The 16,984-nt window shown below is 73.5% G+C and carries 17 protein-coding genes and 1 tRNA gene; 13 read left to right on the top strand and 5 right to left on the bottom strand.

What is annotated here, in order from left to right; genetic code table 11:
• The first annotated feature begins 1,128 nt into the window (after positions 1 to 1,128).
• The 12 genes from BLW57_RS07305 (at position 1,129) to BLW57_RS07250 (ending at position 11,860) form a co-directional block, all read left to right on the top strand.
• Positions 1,129 to 3,411 (top strand): sensor histidine kinase, encoded by a 2,283-nt coding sequence (locus BLW57_RS07305; protein WP_176985503.1) that lies wholly within the window; start codon positions 1,129 to 1,131, stop codon positions 3,409 to 3,411.
• Positions 3,412 to 3,479: 68 nt separating this feature from the next.
• Positions 3,480 to 3,914 carry a roadblock/LC7 domain-containing protein gene (locus tag BLW57_RS07300; RefSeq protein ID WP_073891429.1) on the top strand — a complete coding sequence of 145 codons (435 nt, stop codon included), beginning with the start codon at positions 3,480 to 3,482 and terminating at the stop codon, positions 3,912 to 3,914.
• A 2-nt stretch (positions 3,915 to 3,916) separates the two neighbouring features.
• Entirely contained in the window at positions 3,917 to 4,288 is a 372-nt protein-coding gene (locus BLW57_RS07295; protein WP_093473033.1) for a DUF742 domain-containing protein, read from the top strand.
• The gene (locus BLW57_RS07290) at positions 4,266 to 4,865 is read left to right on the top strand and encodes a GTP-binding protein (RefSeq protein WP_093473032.1); all 600 of its coding nucleotides are present in this window, start codon (positions 4,266 to 4,268) and stop codon (positions 4,863 to 4,865) included. Before BLW57_RS07295 ends, BLW57_RS07290 begins: the two co-directional genes overlap by 23 nt.
• 61 nt (positions 4,866 to 4,926) lie before the next feature.
• Positions 4,927 to 5,502 carry a GAF domain-containing protein gene (locus BLW57_RS07285; RefSeq protein WP_093473030.1) on the top strand — a complete coding sequence of 192 codons (576 nt, stop codon included), beginning with the start codon at positions 4,927 to 4,929 and terminating at the stop codon, positions 5,500 to 5,502.
• A 206-nt stretch (positions 5,503 to 5,708) separates the two neighbouring features.
• Positions 5,709 to 6,737: an L-threonine 3-dehydrogenase gene (gene tdh, locus BLW57_RS07280; RefSeq protein ID WP_093473029.1), complete on the top strand. Its 1,029-nt coding sequence runs from the start codon at positions 5,709 to 5,711 to the stop codon at positions 6,735 to 6,737.
• Positions 6,738 to 6,779: 42 nt separating this feature from the next.
• Positions 6,780 to 7,973: a glycine C-acetyltransferase gene (locus tag BLW57_RS07275; protein ID WP_093473027.1), complete on the top strand. Its 1,194-nt coding sequence runs from the start codon at positions 6,780 to 6,782 to the stop codon at positions 7,971 to 7,973.
• A gap of 31 nt (positions 7,974 to 8,004) precedes the next feature.
• The gene (locus BLW57_RS07270; RefSeq protein WP_093473026.1) at positions 8,005 to 8,907 is read left to right on the top strand and encodes a LysR family transcriptional regulator; all 903 of its coding nucleotides are present in this window, start codon (positions 8,005 to 8,007) and stop codon (positions 8,905 to 8,907) included.
• A 46-nt stretch (positions 8,908 to 8,953) separates the two neighbouring features.
• Entirely contained in the window at positions 8,954 to 9,526 is a 573-nt protein-coding gene (locus BLW57_RS07265) for a helix-turn-helix domain-containing protein (protein WP_093473024.1), read from the top strand.
• 2 nt (positions 9,527 to 9,528) lie between these two features.
• Positions 9,529 to 10,077, top strand: a complete 549-nt coding sequence (locus BLW57_RS07260) for a GNAT family N-acetyltransferase (protein WP_093473023.1) — start codon at positions 9,529 to 9,531, stop codon at positions 10,075 to 10,077.
• Positions 10,078 to 10,107: 30 nt separating this feature from the next.
• Positions 10,108 to 10,467, top strand: coding sequence for an MmcQ/YjbR family DNA-binding protein (locus BLW57_RS07255; protein ID WP_176985502.1), 360 nt, complete (start codon positions 10,108 to 10,110; stop codon positions 10,465 to 10,467).
• 94 nt (positions 10,468 to 10,561) lie between these two features.
• The gene (locus BLW57_RS07250) at positions 10,562 to 11,860 is read left to right on the top strand and encodes an MFS transporter (RefSeq protein ID WP_176985501.1); all 1,299 of its coding nucleotides are present in this window, start codon (positions 10,562 to 10,564) and stop codon (positions 11,858 to 11,860) included.
• On the opposite strand, the gene BLW57_RS07245 is transcribed toward BLW57_RS07250, so the two are convergent.
• On the bottom strand, positions 11,857 to 12,759 hold the full coding sequence (locus tag BLW57_RS07245) for a transketolase family protein (protein ID WP_093473020.1): 903 nt from the start codon (positions 12,757 to 12,759) through the stop codon (positions 11,857 to 11,859). The genes BLW57_RS07250 and BLW57_RS07245 overlap by 4 nt on opposite strands.
• 33 nt (positions 12,760 to 12,792) lie before the next feature.
• Entirely contained in the window at positions 12,793 to 13,500 is a 708-nt protein-coding gene (locus BLW57_RS07240) for a thiamine pyrophosphate-dependent enzyme (protein WP_093473018.1), read from the bottom strand.
• A 125-nt stretch (positions 13,501 to 13,625) separates the two neighbouring features.
• On the opposite strand from BLW57_RS07240, the gene BLW57_RS07235 reads away from it, so the two are divergent.
• A tRNA-Pro gene (locus BLW57_RS07235) sits at positions 13,626 to 13,702 on the top strand.
• Here the strand turns inward: BLW57_RS07235 and BLW57_RS07230 are convergent.
• From BLW57_RS07230 to BLW57_RS07220, 3 genes are all read right to left on the bottom strand, one after another.
• Entirely contained in the window at positions 13,681 to 14,787 is a 1,107-nt protein-coding gene (locus BLW57_RS07230; protein ID WP_176985500.1) for an MASE1 domain-containing protein, read from the bottom strand. The two genes, BLW57_RS07235 and BLW57_RS07230, sit on opposite strands and share 22 nt — an antisense overlap.
• A 99-nt stretch (positions 14,788 to 14,886) precedes the next feature.
• Positions 14,887 to 16,164 carry a PP2C family protein-serine/threonine phosphatase gene (locus tag BLW57_RS07225; protein WP_306822955.1) on the bottom strand — a complete coding sequence of 426 codons (1,278 nt, stop codon included), beginning with the start codon at positions 16,162 to 16,164 and terminating at the stop codon, positions 14,887 to 14,889.
• 280 nt (positions 16,165 to 16,444) lie between these two features.
• On the bottom strand, positions 16,445 to 16,972 hold the full coding sequence (locus tag BLW57_RS07220; RefSeq protein WP_176985909.1) for an NUDIX hydrolase family protein: 528 nt from the start codon (positions 16,970 to 16,972) through the stop codon (positions 16,445 to 16,447).
• Between the last annotated feature and the right edge of the window lie 12 nt (positions 16,973 to 16,984).

Genomic DNA, 16,984 nt, shown 5'->3' with positions numbered 1-16,984 from the left:
GCGTACCCGGGGTGCGACGGCCTCGTTCACGAGGATGGCGGCGATTCCGCCCGTGCGCGGGTATGGCCGGTCCTGACTGCCGGCAGCGGTCCCGCCCCGAGCGCCGCGGCCCCCTTCCGGAGCGCAGGTGGTGGCCTGTCCGGGCACCGGCGACCGGTTCGGAGCGCTGTGGCCCTGCGCTGCCGGCGGTCCGCGGGGAGCGCCGACGGCGGATGCGTGGAGCGCGTGGCCCCGCCCGGGGTGTCAGCGGTCGCCCGCCCTGGGTGCTGTGTGGTCGCTTTCGGAACGACGGGGGTGGTCTGCCCCGAGCGGCGGCGGCCCGTCCGAGTGCCGTCGCCCGGAATAGTGCCGGTGGTGGCTTGCCCGGGGCGGCAGCGACCGGTTCAGAGCGCTGTGGCCCTGCTCTGAGCTGCGGCGGCTGCCGCGTGGAGCGCATTGGCCCCGCTCTGGGTATCGGCCGGTCGCCCTCCCGGCACGCGGCGGCTCCTGTCCAGCAGCGTCGACGGCGGGCCGCCCCGAGCTGTGGCGGCCCGCGCGCAGTCGCCGGGACCCGCTGGATCACCGGCAGCGTCCTACCCGGAGCACCTCGGCGCCACGCCGGCGACCGGCGGCCCCTTGAGCGCTGGCGGCGGCCTCCGGCGCCGTGCAGTGGCCCTGCCCGGAGTGCCGGTGATTCCCCCCTGCCCCCGGGGTGATGGTCAGGCCAAGGCCGACACTCTCCGTGACATCGGTGCGGCCGTCGTAGGTGCCGAGGCGTGGGCCCGAAGGCGTGTGGCGTGAGTCGTCGGCGCGGGTCGGGCAGCCTGGGCCCGCCCTCATCCCCCGGCTCCTGCTGACCGGTTTTGACCAGGTCTTATCGATCGCTTTCGGGTTGCCCGAGGGGGCTCGGCCCGGTTATCGGTCTGTCGTACGAGGCTTCATACCAGAGCGGGACGCTCTGCGCAGGACTTTGTCAACTGCCCACCGCACATGATGCGCAGGCAACTACTGTGAGTGTCCGTCGGACGCGCCGAGGCCGGGCACCACGGTCCCGTCGGCCCGACATCGCGACGACGCATGCCCGCACACATGCCCGCACCACGCACCGCGTGCGGAACACACGCCCGACGGACCAGTACGAGGACGCAGATGTCTCACCTCCGAGCACCGGCCACCCGCGCCGACCGCCGCGAGGGCGGCAGGCACGGGCGGCCGGTCGCCAGACCCGCTCCCGCACTGCCCGAGACGCACATACGGCCCCAGCTCATGCGGCTGGCCGTGCTGCCGCCGCTCGCGGTCGCGCTGAGCGCCACCGCCGCCGTGTTGTTCAGCATCCGTTCCGGGGGCGTGCACACGGGGCCCACGCTGTGGGCCGTGCTGGCGGGAGCGGTCTCCGTGGCCGTCGCCGGCATCCTGATCGCCGCCGTGGCCGCCGACCGCGCCGCCAGGTCGGTGTCCGACCGGGTGGACGCCCTGCGCCGCACCGCCGCGCGCGGCGAGGCCGACCTGGACTCCCTGGTCGACGCGCTGCGCCAGGGAGGGGCCCCGCCACAGCCCGCCCCGCGCCGCCGGCCGCCCGCGGACGCCGACGACTTCGACCTGCTGGCCGCCGATCTGGCCCGCGCGCACGACGGCGCCGTCACCGCCGTCGTGCGCGCCGCCCAGCTCTCCAGCCAGGCGGGCAGTGAGCAGAAGCTCGAGGTCTTCGTCAACCTCGCGCGCCGGCTGCAGTCCCTGGTGCACCGTGAGATCTCCATCCTCGACGAGCTGGAGAACGAGATCGAGGACCCGGACCTGCTCAAGGGCCTCTTCCACGTCGACCACCTGGCGACCCGCATCCGCAGGCACGCCGAGAACCTCGCCGTGCTCGGCGGTGCCGTCTCCCGGCGTCAATGGAGCAACCCGGTGTCCATGACCGAGGTGCTGCGCTCCGCCATCGCCGAGGTCGAGCAGTACTCCCGGGTGAAGCTCGTGCCGCCGATCGACGGCGAACTGCGCGGTCACGCCGTCGCCGACGTCATCCACCTGCTCGCCGAACTCGTCGAGAACGCCACGGTGTTCTCCGCCCCGCAGACCCAGGTGCTGCTCCGCGCCAACCTCGTGACCTCCGGGCTGGCCGTGGAGGTCGAGGACCGCGGACTCGGCATGCCCGTCGCCGAGCAGCACCGGATGAACACCCTGCTCGCCGACCCCGACCAGGTGAACGTCGCCAGCCTGCTGGCCGACGGACGCATCGGCCTCTACGTCGTGTCCCAGCTCGCCCGCCGGCACGGCATCACCGTGCGGCTCCAGAGCAACATCTACGGCGGCGTGCAGGCCGTACTCGTGGTCCCGCAAGCACTGTTGGGAACGGCGCCGACGGTGCTCGCGGACGGTGCCGGGGACGCGGTACCGCCACCGCGGCACGCCGCTGTCACGGCGACGCCGCAGCGGGCGCACGCCCCCCTGCCGGCACCCCCACAGGCCACGGCTCTGCCCGCCGGAGCCGATGCCCACGACGGGTCCACGTCGGACACGGCCGCCGGTCCGCCTGCCGGAGCGGGAGCCGGACCGGCCCCGGGCACCGGGCGCCGACGACATGCCCAGCGCGGGCCCGGGCGCCGGGACGCCGAGCGGGACTCCGGCACCGGAGCCGCGCGGCGCGCGGCCGGGAGCGGTGAGGCCGCGCGCACCGGAGACGGTCCCGCGCCGCTCCCCGTGCGCGGCGCCCGTGCCACGCGGCCCAACCCGGCCGAGGCCGTGCCCGGTGTCAACGCCGAGGACCGTTCGACGGTCGAGGCGCACGCGGGCATCCTGCCCACCCCGCGCAGCGAGACCGTGCAGGCCACCCCGGACAAGCCCCTGCTGCCCAGGCGCCGCGCCCAGGAGCACCTCGTGCCCCAGCTGCGCGGCGGCCCCGCACCACGTCAGGTGGCCGACACCGGCGCGGGCCACGACCCCGGGCTGATGGCCGCCTTCCAGCGCGGAATCGGGCTCGCCGAGGCCCAGCAGCCGAGGGAGACCGGCTACGACGAGTCTCCCCACGCCCATCCGGCGTCCGGGGAGGCGGCCGTCGCGGAGTCCCCGTACGGCAAGCCCGCCTTCCAGCAGTCGCAGCACGCGGACACGGCCACCACGGACCCGTCCCCCGTCGGCTCGTTCTCCCTGGAGGCCGCGCACATGGCGGACGGACACCTGCAATCCGCCCCCGCGGAGTCCACCGAACTCACGCGTGCCCGGCCCGAACACGGCGTCAACGACCACCAGGACGCGGACCACATGTCACCGGGCCACATGTCGCCCGGCCACATGGCCCCGGACCACATGGCCCCGGACTACACCTCCCCGGGCCGCACCACCCCTGCCTCGATACCACCGGCGCGCGCCCACGAGCCCGCGTTCGACGGCACCCGTGGCACCGGCCGGGCCGATGGGAGCGCCCCGGCCGGCTGACCGTCCCGAGTACATGTGCCCCCCACCAGTGCTCCCGCAGAATTCGTACCCCAAGGAGTCGATCCACCATGGCGAGCGATGCGCCGACCGCCCACGCCTCCGACCTCGACTGGCTGCTGAGCGGCCTCGTGCAGCGCGTACCCCACACCAGCAGCGCGGTGCTGCTGTCCTGCGACGGACTGGTCAAGTCCGTGCACGGTCTGGACCCGGACAGTGCCGACCACATGGCCGCCCTCGCCTCCGGGCTGTACTCACTGGGCCGCAGCGCGGGCGTCCGGTTCGGTGACGGCGGCGACGTCCGCCAGGTCGTCGTCGAACTCGCCTCGACCCTGTTGTTCGTCACCACCGCCGGCTCCGGCACCTGTCTCGCGGTGCTCGCCGGCCGCGAGGCAGACGCCGCCGTCCTCGGCTACGAGATGGCGATGCTGGTCAAGAGCGTCCGCCCGTACCTGGTGACCGCCCCCCGGCAGCACGCCGTCGAACCCTCGGCGACGAGGCCTTGAGCGTGGCCGCAGCCGGCGACGGACCCTGGCTGGACGACGCGGCCGGACGGCTGGTGCGCCCCTTCACGGTCAGCAACGGCCGGACCGAGCCGAGCATCGCCCTCGACCTGATGTCCCAGGTGATGTCCACGGGGGTGACCCCGCTCGGCTACCTCGGGCCCGAGCACGCACAGGCCCTCGACCTGTGCCGCGCGCCCGTCTCGGTCGCCGAGGTCGCCGCGCAGCTGAAGCTGCCCGCCGTGGTCACCAAGGTGCTGCTCTCGGACCTGGTCGACTGCGGTGCGCTGACCACCAAGCCGCCCGCCTTCCACCACACTCCCACTGACCGGTCTCTGCTGGAGGCAGTGCTCGATGGACTACGACGACAGCTCTGACCCGTTCCCCACCGCGCTCAAGATCCTGGTGGCGGGCGGATTCGGGGTCGGCAAGACGACCTTCGTGGGAGCGGTCAGCGAGATCGCACCGCTCAGCACGGAGGAGCTGCTCACCACGGTCGGCGCCGCCACCGACAATCTCGACGGCATCGAGAACAAGATGGAGACGACCGTCGCGATGGACTTCGGCCGGATCACCCTCGATCCGGAGCACGTGCTGTACCTGTTCGGCACGCCGGGACAGGAGCGGTTCTGGTTCATGTGGGACGAGCTGTCCGAGGGCGCGCTCGGCGCGGTGATCCTCGCCGACACCCGCCGGCTGCAGGACTGCTTCGCCGCCGTGGACTTCTTCGAGGAGCGCGGGCTCGCCTTCATCGTCGCCGTCAACGAGTTCGACGGCGGGTACCGCTACGGCCCCGAGGAGGTGCGGGCCGCCATCGACCTCGACCCTGAGGTCCCCGTCGTCCGCTGCGACGCCCGGATCTCCAGCTCCGGCGTGCAGACCCTGCTCACCCTCGTACGCCACCTCCTCGCCCACACCCCCGAGCCCGCGCCCACCCGAGGCGCCCACAGGTGATTCCGCCCTACCGCTCACGGAGCCCCTATATGAGGTACGCCCACTGCGACGGAGCCCGGCCATGAGCTACGAGCCGCCCCGGCCGGTCCGGGGGCTGCTGCTCACCCCCGAGGACAAGGAGGCCCCCGCCCGGGTCCACCGGTTGCGCCGGCTCGGCCTCGCGGACCGGCCCGCCCCCGCGCTCGACGCGTTCGCCGAGCACCTCGGACGGCTCGCCGGCGCGCCGTACGCCATGGTCAACTTCATCGGCGAGGACCACCAGTTCTTCGCGGGCCTGAGCGCCCCCGCCGTCGCCCCGGCCGTCCGGGAGGACGGTACCCGGGCCGAACTGGGCCGGGTCCTGCCCCGCGACCACGGGTTCTGCCCCCATGTGGTGGTCCGCCGCAAGGCGCTGGTGCTGGAGGACGTCCGCGACTACCCGCGGTTCGCAGGCAACCCGGTGGTCGACGACTACGGCATCCACTCCTATCTCGGCGCCCCCCTGATCGACAGCTCCGGAATGGCGCTCGGCACCGTGTGTGCCGCCGACACCGCGCCCCGGGTCTGGGGCCGAGAGGGCCTGGAGACCATCAAGGCACTCGCCGCCGACCTCGTCGTACGCCTCGAACGCAGCGCCGCGGACGGTCTGCCGCTCTGAAGCGCGAGCCTTCGCGCGCGGGATGCGAGCGGGCTCGTGCAGGGGCACGCGCGGGGCGTGTAGGAAAGCTGAGGCGCCGGTTAAGAAAAGCTCGATGGACCACCGCCCGCGCATACGGCAGATTGCAGGGTGATTCCACCCCTCTGACCCGGTGCGGGCTTCTTCGCATGCCCGCCGCCCGGGCCTCACCCACAGGAGCCGTACGCGTGAAGGCGCTGGTCAAGGAGAAGGCGGAGCCGGGACTCTGGCTGACGGACGTCCCGGAGCCCGCCATCGGGCCCGGTGACGTGCTGATCAAGGTCATGCGGACCGGTATCTGCGGCACCGACCTGCACATCCGGGCCTGGGACGGCTGGGCGCAGCAGGCGATCAGCACCCCGCTCGTGGTCGGGCACGAGTTCGTCGGGCAGGTCGTCGAGGTGGGGCGCGACGTGAGCGACATCCGCATCGGCGACCGGGTGAGCGGTGAGGGCCATCTGGTGTGCGGCAAATGCCGTAACTGCCTGGCCGGACGCCGGCACCTGTGCCGGGCCACCGTCGGCCTCGGCGTCGGCCGCGACGGCGCGTTCGCCGAGTACGTCGCCCTGCCCGCGTCCAACGTGTGGGTGCACCGGGTCCCCGTCGACCTCGACGTCGCCGCCATCTTCGACCCGTTCGGCAACGCCGTGCACACCGCGCTGTCCTTCCCGCTGGTCGGCGAGGACGTCCTGATCACCGGTGCCGGCCCGATCGGCCTGATGGCCGCCGCGGTGGCCCGGCACGCCGGCGCCCGCAACGTCGTCGTCACCGACGTCAGCGAGGAGCGCCTGGAGCTGGCCCGCAAGATCGGCGCGAGCCTCGCGCTGAACGTCGCCGAGACGACGATCGCCGACGGACAGCGGGAGCTGGGGCTGCGCGAGGGCTTCGACATCGGCCTGGAGATGTCCGGCCGTCCGGAGGCCATGCGCGACATGATCGCCAACATGACGCACGGCGGCCGGATCGCCATGCTCGGCCTGCCGGCCGAGGAGTTCCCGGTCGACTGGTCGCGCATCGTCACCTCGATGATCACCATCAAGGGCATCTACGGCCGCGAGATGTTCGAGACCTGGTACGCGATGTCGGTGCTGCTGGAGGGCGGTCTGGACCTCGCCCCGGTGATCACCGGCCGGTACGGCTACCGCGACTTCGAGGCCGCCTTCGCCGACGCCGCGAGCGGCAAGGGCGGCAAGATCATCCTCGACTGGACCGTCTGAGCCGCAGTCCGCGCACACCCGCCAGCACTTTCAGGAGCCCCCATGTTCGACACCGTCCGCGACGACCTGCGCGCCACCCTCGACGAGATCCGTGCCGCCGGCCTGCACAAGCCCGAGCGGGTCATCGGCACCCCGCAGTCCGCGACCGTCAACGTCACCGCCGGCGGCCGCCCCGGCGAGGTCCTCAACTTCTGCGCCAACAACTACCTCGGCCTGGCCGACCACCCCGAGGTGGTCTCCGCCGCCCACGAGGCCCTGGACCGCTGGGGCTACGGCATGGCCTCCGTCCGCTTCATCTGCGGCACCCAGGAGGTGCACAAGGAGCTGGAGGCGCGGCTGTCCGGCTTCCTCGGCCAGGAGGACACGATCCTCTACTCCTCCTGCTTCGACGCCAACGGCGGTGTCTTCGAGACGCTGCTCGGCGAGGAGGACGCGGTGATCTCCGACGCCCTCAACCACGCCTCCATCATCGACGGCATCCGCCTGTCCAAGGCCCGGCGCTTCCGCTACGCCAACCGCGACCTCGCGGACCTGGAGGCGAAGCTCAAGGAGGCGTCCGACGCCCGGCGCCGGCTGATCGTCACCGACGGCGTCTTCTCCATGGACGGCTACGTGGCGCCGCTGCGCGAGATCTGCGACCTCGCCGACCGCTACGACGCCATGGTCATGGTCGACGACTCGCACGCCGTCGGCTTCGTCGGCCCCTCCGGCCGCGGCACGCCCGAGCTGCACGGCGTCATGGACCGCGTGGACATCATCACCGGCACCCTCGGCAAGGCCCTCGGCGGTGCCTCCGGCGGCTACGTCGCCGCCCGCGCCGAGATCGTCGCCCTGCTGCGCCAGCGCTCCCGCCCGTACCTGTTCTCCAACACCCTCGCCCCGGTGATCGCCGCCGCCTCCCTGAAGGTCCTGGACCTGCTGGAGTCCGCCGACGACCTGCGCGTCAGGCTCACCGAGAACACCGCGCTGTTCCGCCGCCGGATGACCGAGGAGGGCTTCGACATCCTCCCCGGCGACCACGCCATCGCCCCGGTCATGATCGGCGACGCGACCGAGGCGGGCCGTATGGCCGAACTCCTGCTGGAGCGCGGGGTGTACGTGATCGGCTTCTCCTACCCGGTCGTCCCGCAGGGCCAGGCCCGCATCCGCGTCCAGCTGTCCGCCGCGCACTCCACGGCCGACGTCGACCGCGCCGTCGACGCCTTCGTCGCGGCCCGTGCCGAGCTGGAGGGCTGACCAGGGCGGACACCCTGGAATAATCGGGGGCATGATCGAGGCACGGCGGCTCCACATCCTCCGTGCGGTGGCCGACCACCGCACGGTCACCGCGGCGGCCGCCGCGCTGTACCTCACCCCCTCGGCCGTCTCCCAGCAGCTGACGGCCCTGGAGCAGGAAACCGGCCACCGCCTGGTCGAGCGCGGCGCCAAGGGCGTACGGCTCACCCCGGCCGGCGAGATCCTGCTCAGCCACACCAACGCGGTCCTCGCCCAGCTGGAGCGGGCCGAGGCCGAGCTGGCCGCCTACGGCTCGGGCGAGGCGGGCACGGTCACCGTGGCCGCCTTCGCCACCGGCATCGCCCAGGTGGTGGCCCCGGCCGTGGCCCGTCTCGCGTCCCGCGCACCCGGCATAAGCATCCGTGTCCAGGACGCCGAGGGCGACGCCAGCCTGCCGATGGTGCTGGACCGCCAGGTCGACGTGGCGGTCGCCGTGGAGTACCGGGGCGCCCCGTCCGCCGACGACCCCCGGCTCACCCATGTCCCGCTGTACGCCGAGCCGTTCGACGCCGTCGTGCCGGTCGGCCACCGCCTCGCGGACCACGCCGAGGTGCCCCTGGCCGAGCTGGCGAAGGACCCGTGGATCGGGCCCTACCCGGGCAACCCCTGCCACGACGTGGTCGTGCTCGCCTGCGAGAGCGCCGGCTTCCAGCCCCGGCTGGAGCACTCCTCCGACGACTTCCGCGCCGTCGTCGCCCTCGCCTCGGCCGACGCCGGTGTGGCGCTCGTACCGCGCTCCGCGCTGCGCGGTATGGACCTCACGGGCGTGGTCGTCCGCCCGGTCGACGGAGAGGCCCCGACCCGCCGCGTCTTCGCCGCGGTACGCCGGGGAGCCGAGGGACACCCGCTGATCCGGCCGGTGCTGGAGGCCCTCGGAGTGGCCGCGCGGCCGTGAGCCCTCCGTAACACGCCCGTCTCACATCCGGGATATCGTCCCGGATGTGAGAAGCGAGGACCCGGACGCGGTCGACGTCCGCATCGGTGCCCGGCTGGCCGCCCTGCGCGCCCAGCACGGCTGGTCGCTGGGCGAGTTGGCGGAGCGCAGCGGAGTGAGCCGCTCCACCCTCTCGCGAGCCGAACGCGCGGAGACCAGCCCCACCGCCGCCCTGCTCAACCGCCTGTGTCAGGTCTACGGCCGCACCATGTCCCAGCTGCTCAGCGAGGTCGAGGCGGGGCCGGTCCCGCTCGTGCGGGCCGCCGAGCAGCAGGTGTGGGAGGACCGTGCCTCGGGGTTCGTCCGGCGCTCCGTGTCCCCGCCGCACGCCGGACTGCGTGGCGAACTGGTCGAGGGCCGGCTCGCCCCGGGCGCCGACATCGCCTACGACCGCCCGCCCGTACCCGGCCTCGAACAGCATCTGTGGGTGCTGGACGGCACCCTGGAGGTGACCGACGGCGAGCGGGCCCACCGCCTCGGCACCGGCGACTGCCTGCGGATGCGCGTCCACGGCCCGACCCGTTTCCGGTGCGCCGGACCCGGCACGGCCCGGTACGTGCTGGCGGTGGTGCGGCCGTGAGGGTGGTGCGCTGGTCCGGAGCGGAGCTGCGGGACCGCGCGGCGGAACTGGCCGCGCTGCTCACCGACACCGTGGCCGGCGGTGCCTCCGTCGGCTTCCTCGCACCGCTGACGCGCGCGGAGGCCGCCGCATGGTGGCGGGAGCGCGCGGACGACGCGGCCGCGGGCCGGCTCGCCGTATGGGTGGCCGTCGACGGCGCCGGGCGCGTGGCCGGCACCGTCTCCCTCGCCCGCCCCGGCAAGCCCAACAGCCGTCACCGCGCGGAACTCGTGAAGCTGATGGTGCACCGCTCCGCGCGCGGGCAGGGCCTCGGCCGGCGCCTGCTCGCCACCGCCGAGCACGCGGCCGCGGCCGACGGCATCACCCTGCTGCACCTCGACACCGAGACCGGGAGCCCGGCCGAGCACCTGTACCGCTCGGCCGGCTGGACCGAGGCCGGCACCATCCCCGACTACGCCCTGACCCCGGCCGGCGAACTCCGCGGCACCACCCTGTACTTCAAGCGGACGGCCGCTCCGGGGCCCGGGCGGGGGAGCGCCGCGACCGGGTGACTGTCAGTGGCAGGGGCTACGGTGCGTGGCATGCCGGATGCCGAAGACGTACGCCGTATCGCCCTCTCCCTGCCGGACACCACGGAGAAGGTCGCCTGGAGCATGCCCACGTTCCGGGTGGCGGGGAAGATGTTCGCGACGCTGCCGGAGGACGAGACCTCCATCGCCGTGCGCTGCCCCAAGGAGGAACGCGACGAACTGGTCCTCGCCGAGCCGGGCAAGTTCTGGATCGCCGGTCACGAGGCCCAGTTCGCCTGGGTGAGAGCGAGACTCGCGGCGCTGGAGGACGAGGACGAACTGCGGGACATCCTCGCCGACTCCTGGCGGCAGGCGGCGCCGCCCCGACTGCTCGACGCCCACCCGGAGTTGGGGATGCCGTCCGCGGGCTGAAAATACCCCGTGGGCGCGGTCCCGGCGTGGCATGATCCCGCGCGGCGTAAGCGGTGCGGGAGACACCGGCGAGGCGGCAGGGAGGGGCGCGACGATGACCGGAACGGACGCACGGCAGGACGTCGCCGCCCGGGGCGTACACGGCAGCGCGCCCGGCGGACCCGCCGTCTGGTCACGGGACTTCGCCCTGTTCTTCGTGGCCCGGGCCGCGGCCCGCCTCGGTGACACGATGCTGCCCGTGGCCCTCGCCGCCGGACTGCTGGAGCACGGGTACGGCGCGGGCGCGGTCGGTCTCGCCATGGCCTCGACGGCCGCGGCCTTCGCCGGTCTGGTCGTCCTCGGCGGTGTCGTCGCCGACCGGTTCAGCACCCGCAGGCTGATGATCGGCGCCGACCTCGTCCGGCTCGGCACGCAGTCCCTCGCGGCCGGCCTGTTCTTCGCCGGCCATGTGGTGCTGTGGCAGATCTGCGCCATCGGCTTCGTCAACGGCGTCGCCGGCGCCGTCTTCCAGCCCGGTGTGGCCAGCACCGTGCCCCGGCTCGCGGCCGACGTCCAGGGCGCGAACGGCGCCGTCCGCATCGCCGAGTCCGCCGCGCAGCTGGCCGGGCCGGCCGTCGCCGGAGTCCTGGTCGGCCTGGCCTCACCGGGCGGGGTGTTCGCCGGGCACGCGGCCACCTACGCGATCAGCGCGCTGTGCCTGCTCCTGCTGCGGCTGCCGCCGCTCCCGGAGGGCACGCGTGCCGCCGCCGGCCGGGGCGTGCGCGCCTTCCGCGGTGATCTCGTCCAGGGCTGGCGGGAGTTCCGGTCACGGACCTGGCTGTGGGGGGTGATCGCCGTCTGGTGCCTGTACATGATCGCCGTCTGGGGCCCGACCGTCCCGCTGGTGGCCACCGAGATCGTCCAGCACCACGGCCCGCGCGCCTACGGCCTGGTCAACTCGGCCTTGGGCGCGGGCACGGTCGTCGGTGGCCTGCTGGCCCTGCGGCTGCGCCCGCGCCGCATGCTCCGGGCGGGCGCGGTGTCCCTGTTCGCCTTCTTCGGCTTCCCGGCGGCCGTGGGCGCCGGGCTCGGCGTGCCGGCCATGGCGGCCGGGGCGGCCGTCGCCGGTGCCGGCATGTCGTTCTGGGGCGTGATGTGGGCGACCAGTGTGCAGACCCAGGTCCCGGCCGACGTCCTCAACCGCATTCACGCCTACGACGTGGCCGGCTCCCTCGCGATGATGCCGGTCGGCCAGGCCCTCGCCGGTCCGGCCGCGGGCGCGCTCGGCGCCGGCCACGTCCTCCTGGCCGCGGCGGTGGTGAGCCTGGCCGTCGCGGCGGCCCTGCTCGCGATACCGCCGATACGCGACCTGGTCCGGGCCGACGCCCCGGCCCCGCGGCTGCGGAAACCCTAGGGGGCGTACAGGAATCCGTCGATCCGTTCGCGCAACCCGCGCGGGTCGAGGCCGTGAGCGGCCGTGTGCTGCTCGACGGTTCCGTAGCGGCGCAGTTCACGGCGGCCGACACCGAGCCCGAGCACCCGGTGCGGCACGTCGGACAGCGCCTCGGTCGCCGCCCCCGTCGACGTGCCCGCGAGGTACGGCTCGACCAGCACCACGTCCGTGCCCGCCGTCCCCGTCGCCCGGCGCAGCCCCTCCGTGTCGAAGGGCCGTACGGTCGTCGCGTACAGCACGGTCACGTCCCGGCCCTCCGTGGCGGCGAGGACCGCGTCCAGCATCGGGCCGACGGCGACGACCACGCCCGAGCGGCCCTCGCGGACCGGCACGAAGCGCTTCCCGTCGATCGCCCGCCCCTCCCGGTTCGCCTGCACGGACAGCCGTACGTACACCTTGTCGTCGCCCGCGGCGACCGCGTGGCGCAGCAGGGTCTCCGCCTCGTCGGGATGCCCGGGCACGTGCACGGTCCAGCCGTCCAACGTGTCGAGGAGGGCCACGTCGCCCGGCGCCATGTGGGTGAGGCCGCCGGCCGGCCAGTCGAAGGAGGCGGCGGCGCTCACCAGCACCGCACCCGCGTCCTGGTGCCCCAGATCCAGTTTGACCTGCTCGAACGGCCGCTCCACCAGAAAGCTGGCGAAGGTGTGCACCACCGGCCGCAGCCCGGTGAGCGCCAGTCCCGCCGCCGCCCCGACGAGCAGCTGCTCGCGGATGCCGACGTTGATCACCCGGTCGGGATGCCGGCGCGCGGCCGCGCGGAAGCCGTCCGCGCCGATCTCGGCGAGGACGACCGCGACCCGCGGGTCCTCGTCCAGCAGCCGGGAGACGACGGGGGCGAATCGGTCACGCATGGTGTCCATGGAGGTGTGCCCTTTCCGGAGAGCGGGTGAGGGTCAGGCGTTCTTCGGCTCGACGCGGGCCACGACCACGTGCGGCCGTCCCGGGTGCGGAGCCGTGAACGCGGCGTACAGGGCCTCGTGGTCGCGCCCGTCCACGGTCACCGCGGACCACCCGGCGGCCTCGAACCGGGCGGCGATGCCCCCGGGCAGCGCATGGCTGGCGGAGGAGTTGTCGATCACGACGGTGTGCAGCCGCTCCAGGCCTGCGGGACCGGCGAAGGCGATCGCCTCGTGGTTGCTGCCCTCGTCCAGCTCGGCGTCCCCGATCAGCACCCACACCGCCGGGCCGGGCAGCCCCTGTGCCCGCAGCCCCAGCGCGCTGCCCACGGCGATCGGCAGCCCGTGCCCGAGGGACCCGCTGCCGATCTCGGCTCCGGGCACGAGCACGCGGTCCGGGTGGTGCCCGAGCGGGGAGTCGTACGACCCGAACCCGGGCAGCCACTCGACGGGCACGAACCCCTTCGCGGCCAGCACGGCGTAGTACGCCATGGGCCCGTGCCCCTTGCTCAGCAGGAACCGGTCCCGGTGCGGATCGTCCCGGCGCTCCGGGGAGACCCGGAGCACCCGGTCGTACAGCACCCAGAGCACGTCGAGCGTGGAGGTGGCCGCCGGGCCGTGCTTCTCGTCGCCGGTCATCAGGCCCATCAGACCGGCCAGGTCGTCATAGCCGTGGGTACGGATCTCGTCCGCTGCGATCGTCATGCCGTCGATCGTGCAACCTCAACCAAGGTCGAGGTCAACAGCGAAAGGGACGCGCGACCACGGAGCCGAGTGCGGTATTGTTTCCCTGCGCGTTTCGACCGGGGAAACCCCAGGTCAAACCGCACCGGGACGTGGCGCAGCTTGGTAGCGCACTTGACTGGGGGTCAAGGGGTCGCAGGTTCAAATCCTGTCGTCCCGACCAGCCCTGTGGCCGGTCGGAGGCCGTCTTCTCGTCGACGAGGAGGCGGCCTTTGTCGTGTCCTCCCCGTCCGCTCCACCGACGCCGCCCGCCCCACCCGGTCCCTCGGGTGCACCGGGTTCGTCGGGCGGGACCGGACGGCGGTCGCCGGCGGTGATCCTGGACACCATGCCGGCGATCTGGTTGCAGGCGTCCACGATCTCCCGCTGGTTCCGGTCCCGCTCACTGACGACGGCTCCGAGCAGCAGCGCGGTCAGCGCGGCGGCGCCGTTGAACGCCTGCAGGGTGATCATGTTGGTGAGCAGGTCGTGCCCGGCGAACGGACCGGTCCTCCGCGCGGCGGCGACGATCGCGAACGTCGACACGGCCAGCGCGCACGGAGCCGCCCCCGCCAGCTGGAACCGGAACGCCGCCCAGACCAGCAACGGGAACCCGAGGAAGAGCAGCGGAGCCCGCCCGGTCTCCACGAACCCCACGGCGGCGGTGGCCGCCACGAGCAGCACCGCCTCCATCCACCGGGACGTGCGCACGTTCCTCGGCCACCGCGCCGAGCTGAGCACGAGCAGGACCGGCGTGACCACCAGGACGCCCATCGCGTCGCCCGTCCACCACACCGACCAGGTCGGCCAGAAGCGGGCGGCGCTCAGCGCCCCGGAGACGAGCAGGGTCGTCGTGCCCGTCGTCGCGCTGACCAGCATCCCGGTGAACGCGCCGAGGAAGATCAGGGCGAGGACGTCCCGCAGCCGGTCCAGTGCGTTGCGGAACCCGGCACGCCGGAGCAACAGGTAGGAGCAGACGGGCGCCAGGGTGTTCCCCGCCGTGATCGCGAGGACGGCCGGGAGCGACGGCCCGAGATCGACATTGGCCAGGAACGCGCCGAGCGCCACACCCGGCCACACCCGCCGGCCGCGCAGCAGCAGGCTCGCCACCGCGATGCCGCTCGGCGGCCACAGCGGGGTGACCTGGCTGCGCACCAGCTGCTGGAGCAGCCCCAGCTCGGCGGAGCCGAAGTACAGCGCGGCGATGACGCAGATCTCCAGGGTGGTCCGGCCGCTGCGCCGGAGCCGGTCATGCCGCACGTCCGTCATCGGGCGACCTCCGTGTCGACATCGCCCCGAAGCCCATCATCCGCCGGATCGGACGGAACCTCCAGGTCAAGGGACCGGCCGGCACCCCGCGGGCGCGGCTCAGGAGCACGGCGTGCGCAGCGCGAGGATGGCCATGTCGTCGTGGCCGTCGCTCGGGTGGTGATCGGCGAGCGCCTGCACGAACTCCGGCAGGGGCAGATCGGCGTGCTCGGCGGCGATGTCGCCGAGCGCTTCCAGGCTCTCGTCGATGGCGTGGCCCGGGTGCTCGATCAGTCCGTCGGTGAAGAAGACCACGGTGGCTCCGGGCGGGAGCAGGCGGGAGTGGTCGGGGCGGGGCTGTTCGGTGTCCACGCCGAGCGGCAGTCCGGGCTCGGCGAGCAGGAACCGAGCCCGGTGGTCCCGGGTGATCAGCAGGGGCGGGACATGGCCCGCGGTGCTCCAGTTGAACCGCCAGTCGGGCCCCTCGGGTTCGATCCGGGCCAGGGTGGTGGTCGTCACCGGGTTGTTCGTGATCGCTTCCAGGGCCCGGTCGAGCCGGCTGAGGACCGCGCCGGGCGCGATGGTCTGGTCGAACAGCAGCGCGCGCAGCATGTTGCGGGTGGAGGCCATGGCGGCCGCCGCCCGCAGATCGTGCCCGACCACGTCGCCGATGACGACCGCCACCACGTTGTCGGACAGGGGGATGGCGTCGTACCAGTCGCCGCCGAGCTGACTGGGCTCGGCGGCGGGCCGGTAGATGGCGGCGGCGGTGAACGGCCGCAGGTCGGGCAGGCTGGGCAGCAGAAGCCGCTGGAACTGCTCCGCCCCGACGCGCACCCGTTCGAAGAGGCGGACGTTCTCGATGGCGATCGCGGCGGCGCTCGCCAGGGCGATGACGACGTTCTCGTCATGGACGTCGAAGGGCTGTCCGTCGTAGCGCTCGGAGAGGTAGAGGTCGCCGTAGATCTCGCCGCGCACGCTGATGGCCACGCCGAGCAGGGTGCGCAGATGAGGATGACCGGGCGGGAACCCCACGGAGGACGGGTGGGCCCGGATCCCCTCGATCCGCAGGGGCTCGGGGTAGCGGATCAGATGGCCGAGCACACCGAGACCACGGGGCATGCCGATCTCGGCCAGTGCGAGGCGCTCCTGCTCGGACAGGCCGGCCGAGATGAACTGCTCCAGCCGCTCCCCGGACTCGCTGAGGACGCCCAGCGCCCCGTAGCGGGCGCCGACCAGGTCCATGGCGGTGGTCACGATGCGGTGCAGCACCGCGGGCAGCTCCACCTCGCGGGAGATGGCCACCACCGCGTCCAGCAGGCCCTGCAGGCGGTCGATGGAGGCCACCAGGATGCGCAGCGTGTCGTCGATCCGGCCCAGCTCGGAACGCAGGCGCACGTGCAGGTCCGGGAGAGCGGGCTCCCGCGGTCGTCTCCCCTCCCGCTCTCCCGCCATCACGGCTCTCCCGTGGGCACGAGCACCCGGCGGGCCCGGCCCCGGTCCGCTCGCCGGTCACGACGGATCCGCCCGGGCAGCCCCTCGTTCGAGCGGTACATTCCGGCCTCCTGACACGGCCCCCGTCCGGAGCGGGATCACGGCCTGGCACGGTCGTTCTTCGATTGTGGCATCGCGGCCGCCGAGGGGCGCCAGCATCCGCCGGGGAGCCGTCGTACCGCGGTCAGAGGGCCACGCCGACATGGGCGAGCGCCTGCTTCAGCAGCACCCCGTGCCCGCCCGGCATCTCGCCCTGCACGGCCGCGGAGACGGCCTCCTGCGGGCTGAACCAGACCAGGTCCAGCGCGTCCTGCCGGGGGCGGCAGTCACCGGTCACCGGCACGACGTAGGCCAGGGACACGGCGTGCTGGCGCGAGTCGTGGTACGGCGTGATGCCCGCCGTCGGGAAGTACTCGGCGACGGTGAAGGGCTGGAGGGAGGCCGGGACACGGGGCAGGGCGACCGGGCCGAGGTCCTTCTCCAGGTGGCGCAGCAGCGCGTCGCGGACGCGCTCGTGGTGCAGGACGCGCCCGGAGACGAGGGTCCGGCTGACCGTTCCGTCGGGGCCGATGCGCAGCAGCAGTCCGATGCTGGTCACTTCGCCGCTGTCGTCGACGCGCACGGGTACGGCCTCGACGTACAGGATCGGCATCCGGGCCCTGGCCATCTCCAGCTCGTCCGTGGTCAGCCAGCCGGGCGTGGTCTCGGTCATGTCAGACATTGC

The organism is Streptomyces sp. 1222.5 (genome assembly GCF_900105245.1).
Classification (GTDB): Bacteria; Actinomycetota; Actinomycetes; order Streptomycetales; family Streptomycetaceae; genus Streptomyces; species Streptomyces albidocamelliae.
The sequence above is the reverse complement of the archived record's forward strand: the minus strand, read 5'-3'. Positions and strand labels throughout refer to the sequence as shown.

Excerpts from the sequence above, each read along its gene's own strand:
- BLW57_RS07305 (WP_176985503.1), top strand. The coding sequence starts at position 1,129 with ATGTCTCACCTCCGAGCACCGGCCACCCGCGCCGACCGCCGCGAGGGC.
- BLW57_RS07300 (WP_073891429.1), top strand. The coding sequence starts at position 3,480 with ATGGCGAGCGATGCGCCGACCGCCCACGCCTCCGACCTCGACTGGCTG.
- BLW57_RS07290 (WP_093473032.1), top strand. The coding sequence starts at position 4,266 with ATGGACTACGACGACAGCTCTGACCCGTTCCCCACCGCGCTCAAGATC.
- BLW57_RS07285 (WP_093473030.1), top strand. The coding sequence starts at position 4,927 with ATGAGCTACGAGCCGCCCCGGCCGGTCCGGGGGCTGCTGCTCACCCCC.
- BLW57_RS07275 (WP_093473027.1), top strand. The coding sequence starts at position 6,780 with ATGTTCGACACCGTCCGCGACGACCTGCGCGCCACCCTCGACGAGATC.
- BLW57_RS07270 (WP_093473026.1), top strand. The coding sequence starts at position 8,005 with ATGATCGAGGCACGGCGGCTCCACATCCTCCGTGCGGTGGCCGACCAC.
- BLW57_RS07255 (WP_176985502.1), top strand. The coding sequence starts at position 10,108 with ATGCCGGATGCCGAAGACGTACGCCGTATCGCCCTCTCCCTGCCGGAC.
- BLW57_RS07250 (WP_176985501.1), top strand. The coding sequence starts at position 10,562 with ATGACCGGAACGGACGCACGGCAGGACGTCGCCGCCCGGGGCGTACAC.
- BLW57_RS07245 (WP_093473020.1), bottom strand. The coding sequence starts at position 12,759 with ATGGACACCATGCGTGACCGATTCGCCCCCGTCGTCTCCCGGCTGCTG.
- BLW57_RS07240 (WP_093473018.1), bottom strand. The coding sequence starts at position 13,500 with ATGACGATCGCAGCGGACGAGATCCGTACCCACGGCTATGACGACCTG.
- BLW57_RS07230 (WP_176985500.1), bottom strand. The coding sequence starts at position 14,787 with ATGACGGACGTGCGGCATGACCGGCTCCGGCGCAGCGGCCGGACCACC.
- BLW57_RS07220 (WP_176985909.1), bottom strand. The coding sequence starts at position 16,972 with ATGACCGAGACCACGCCCGGCTGGCTGACCACGGACGAGCTGGAGATG.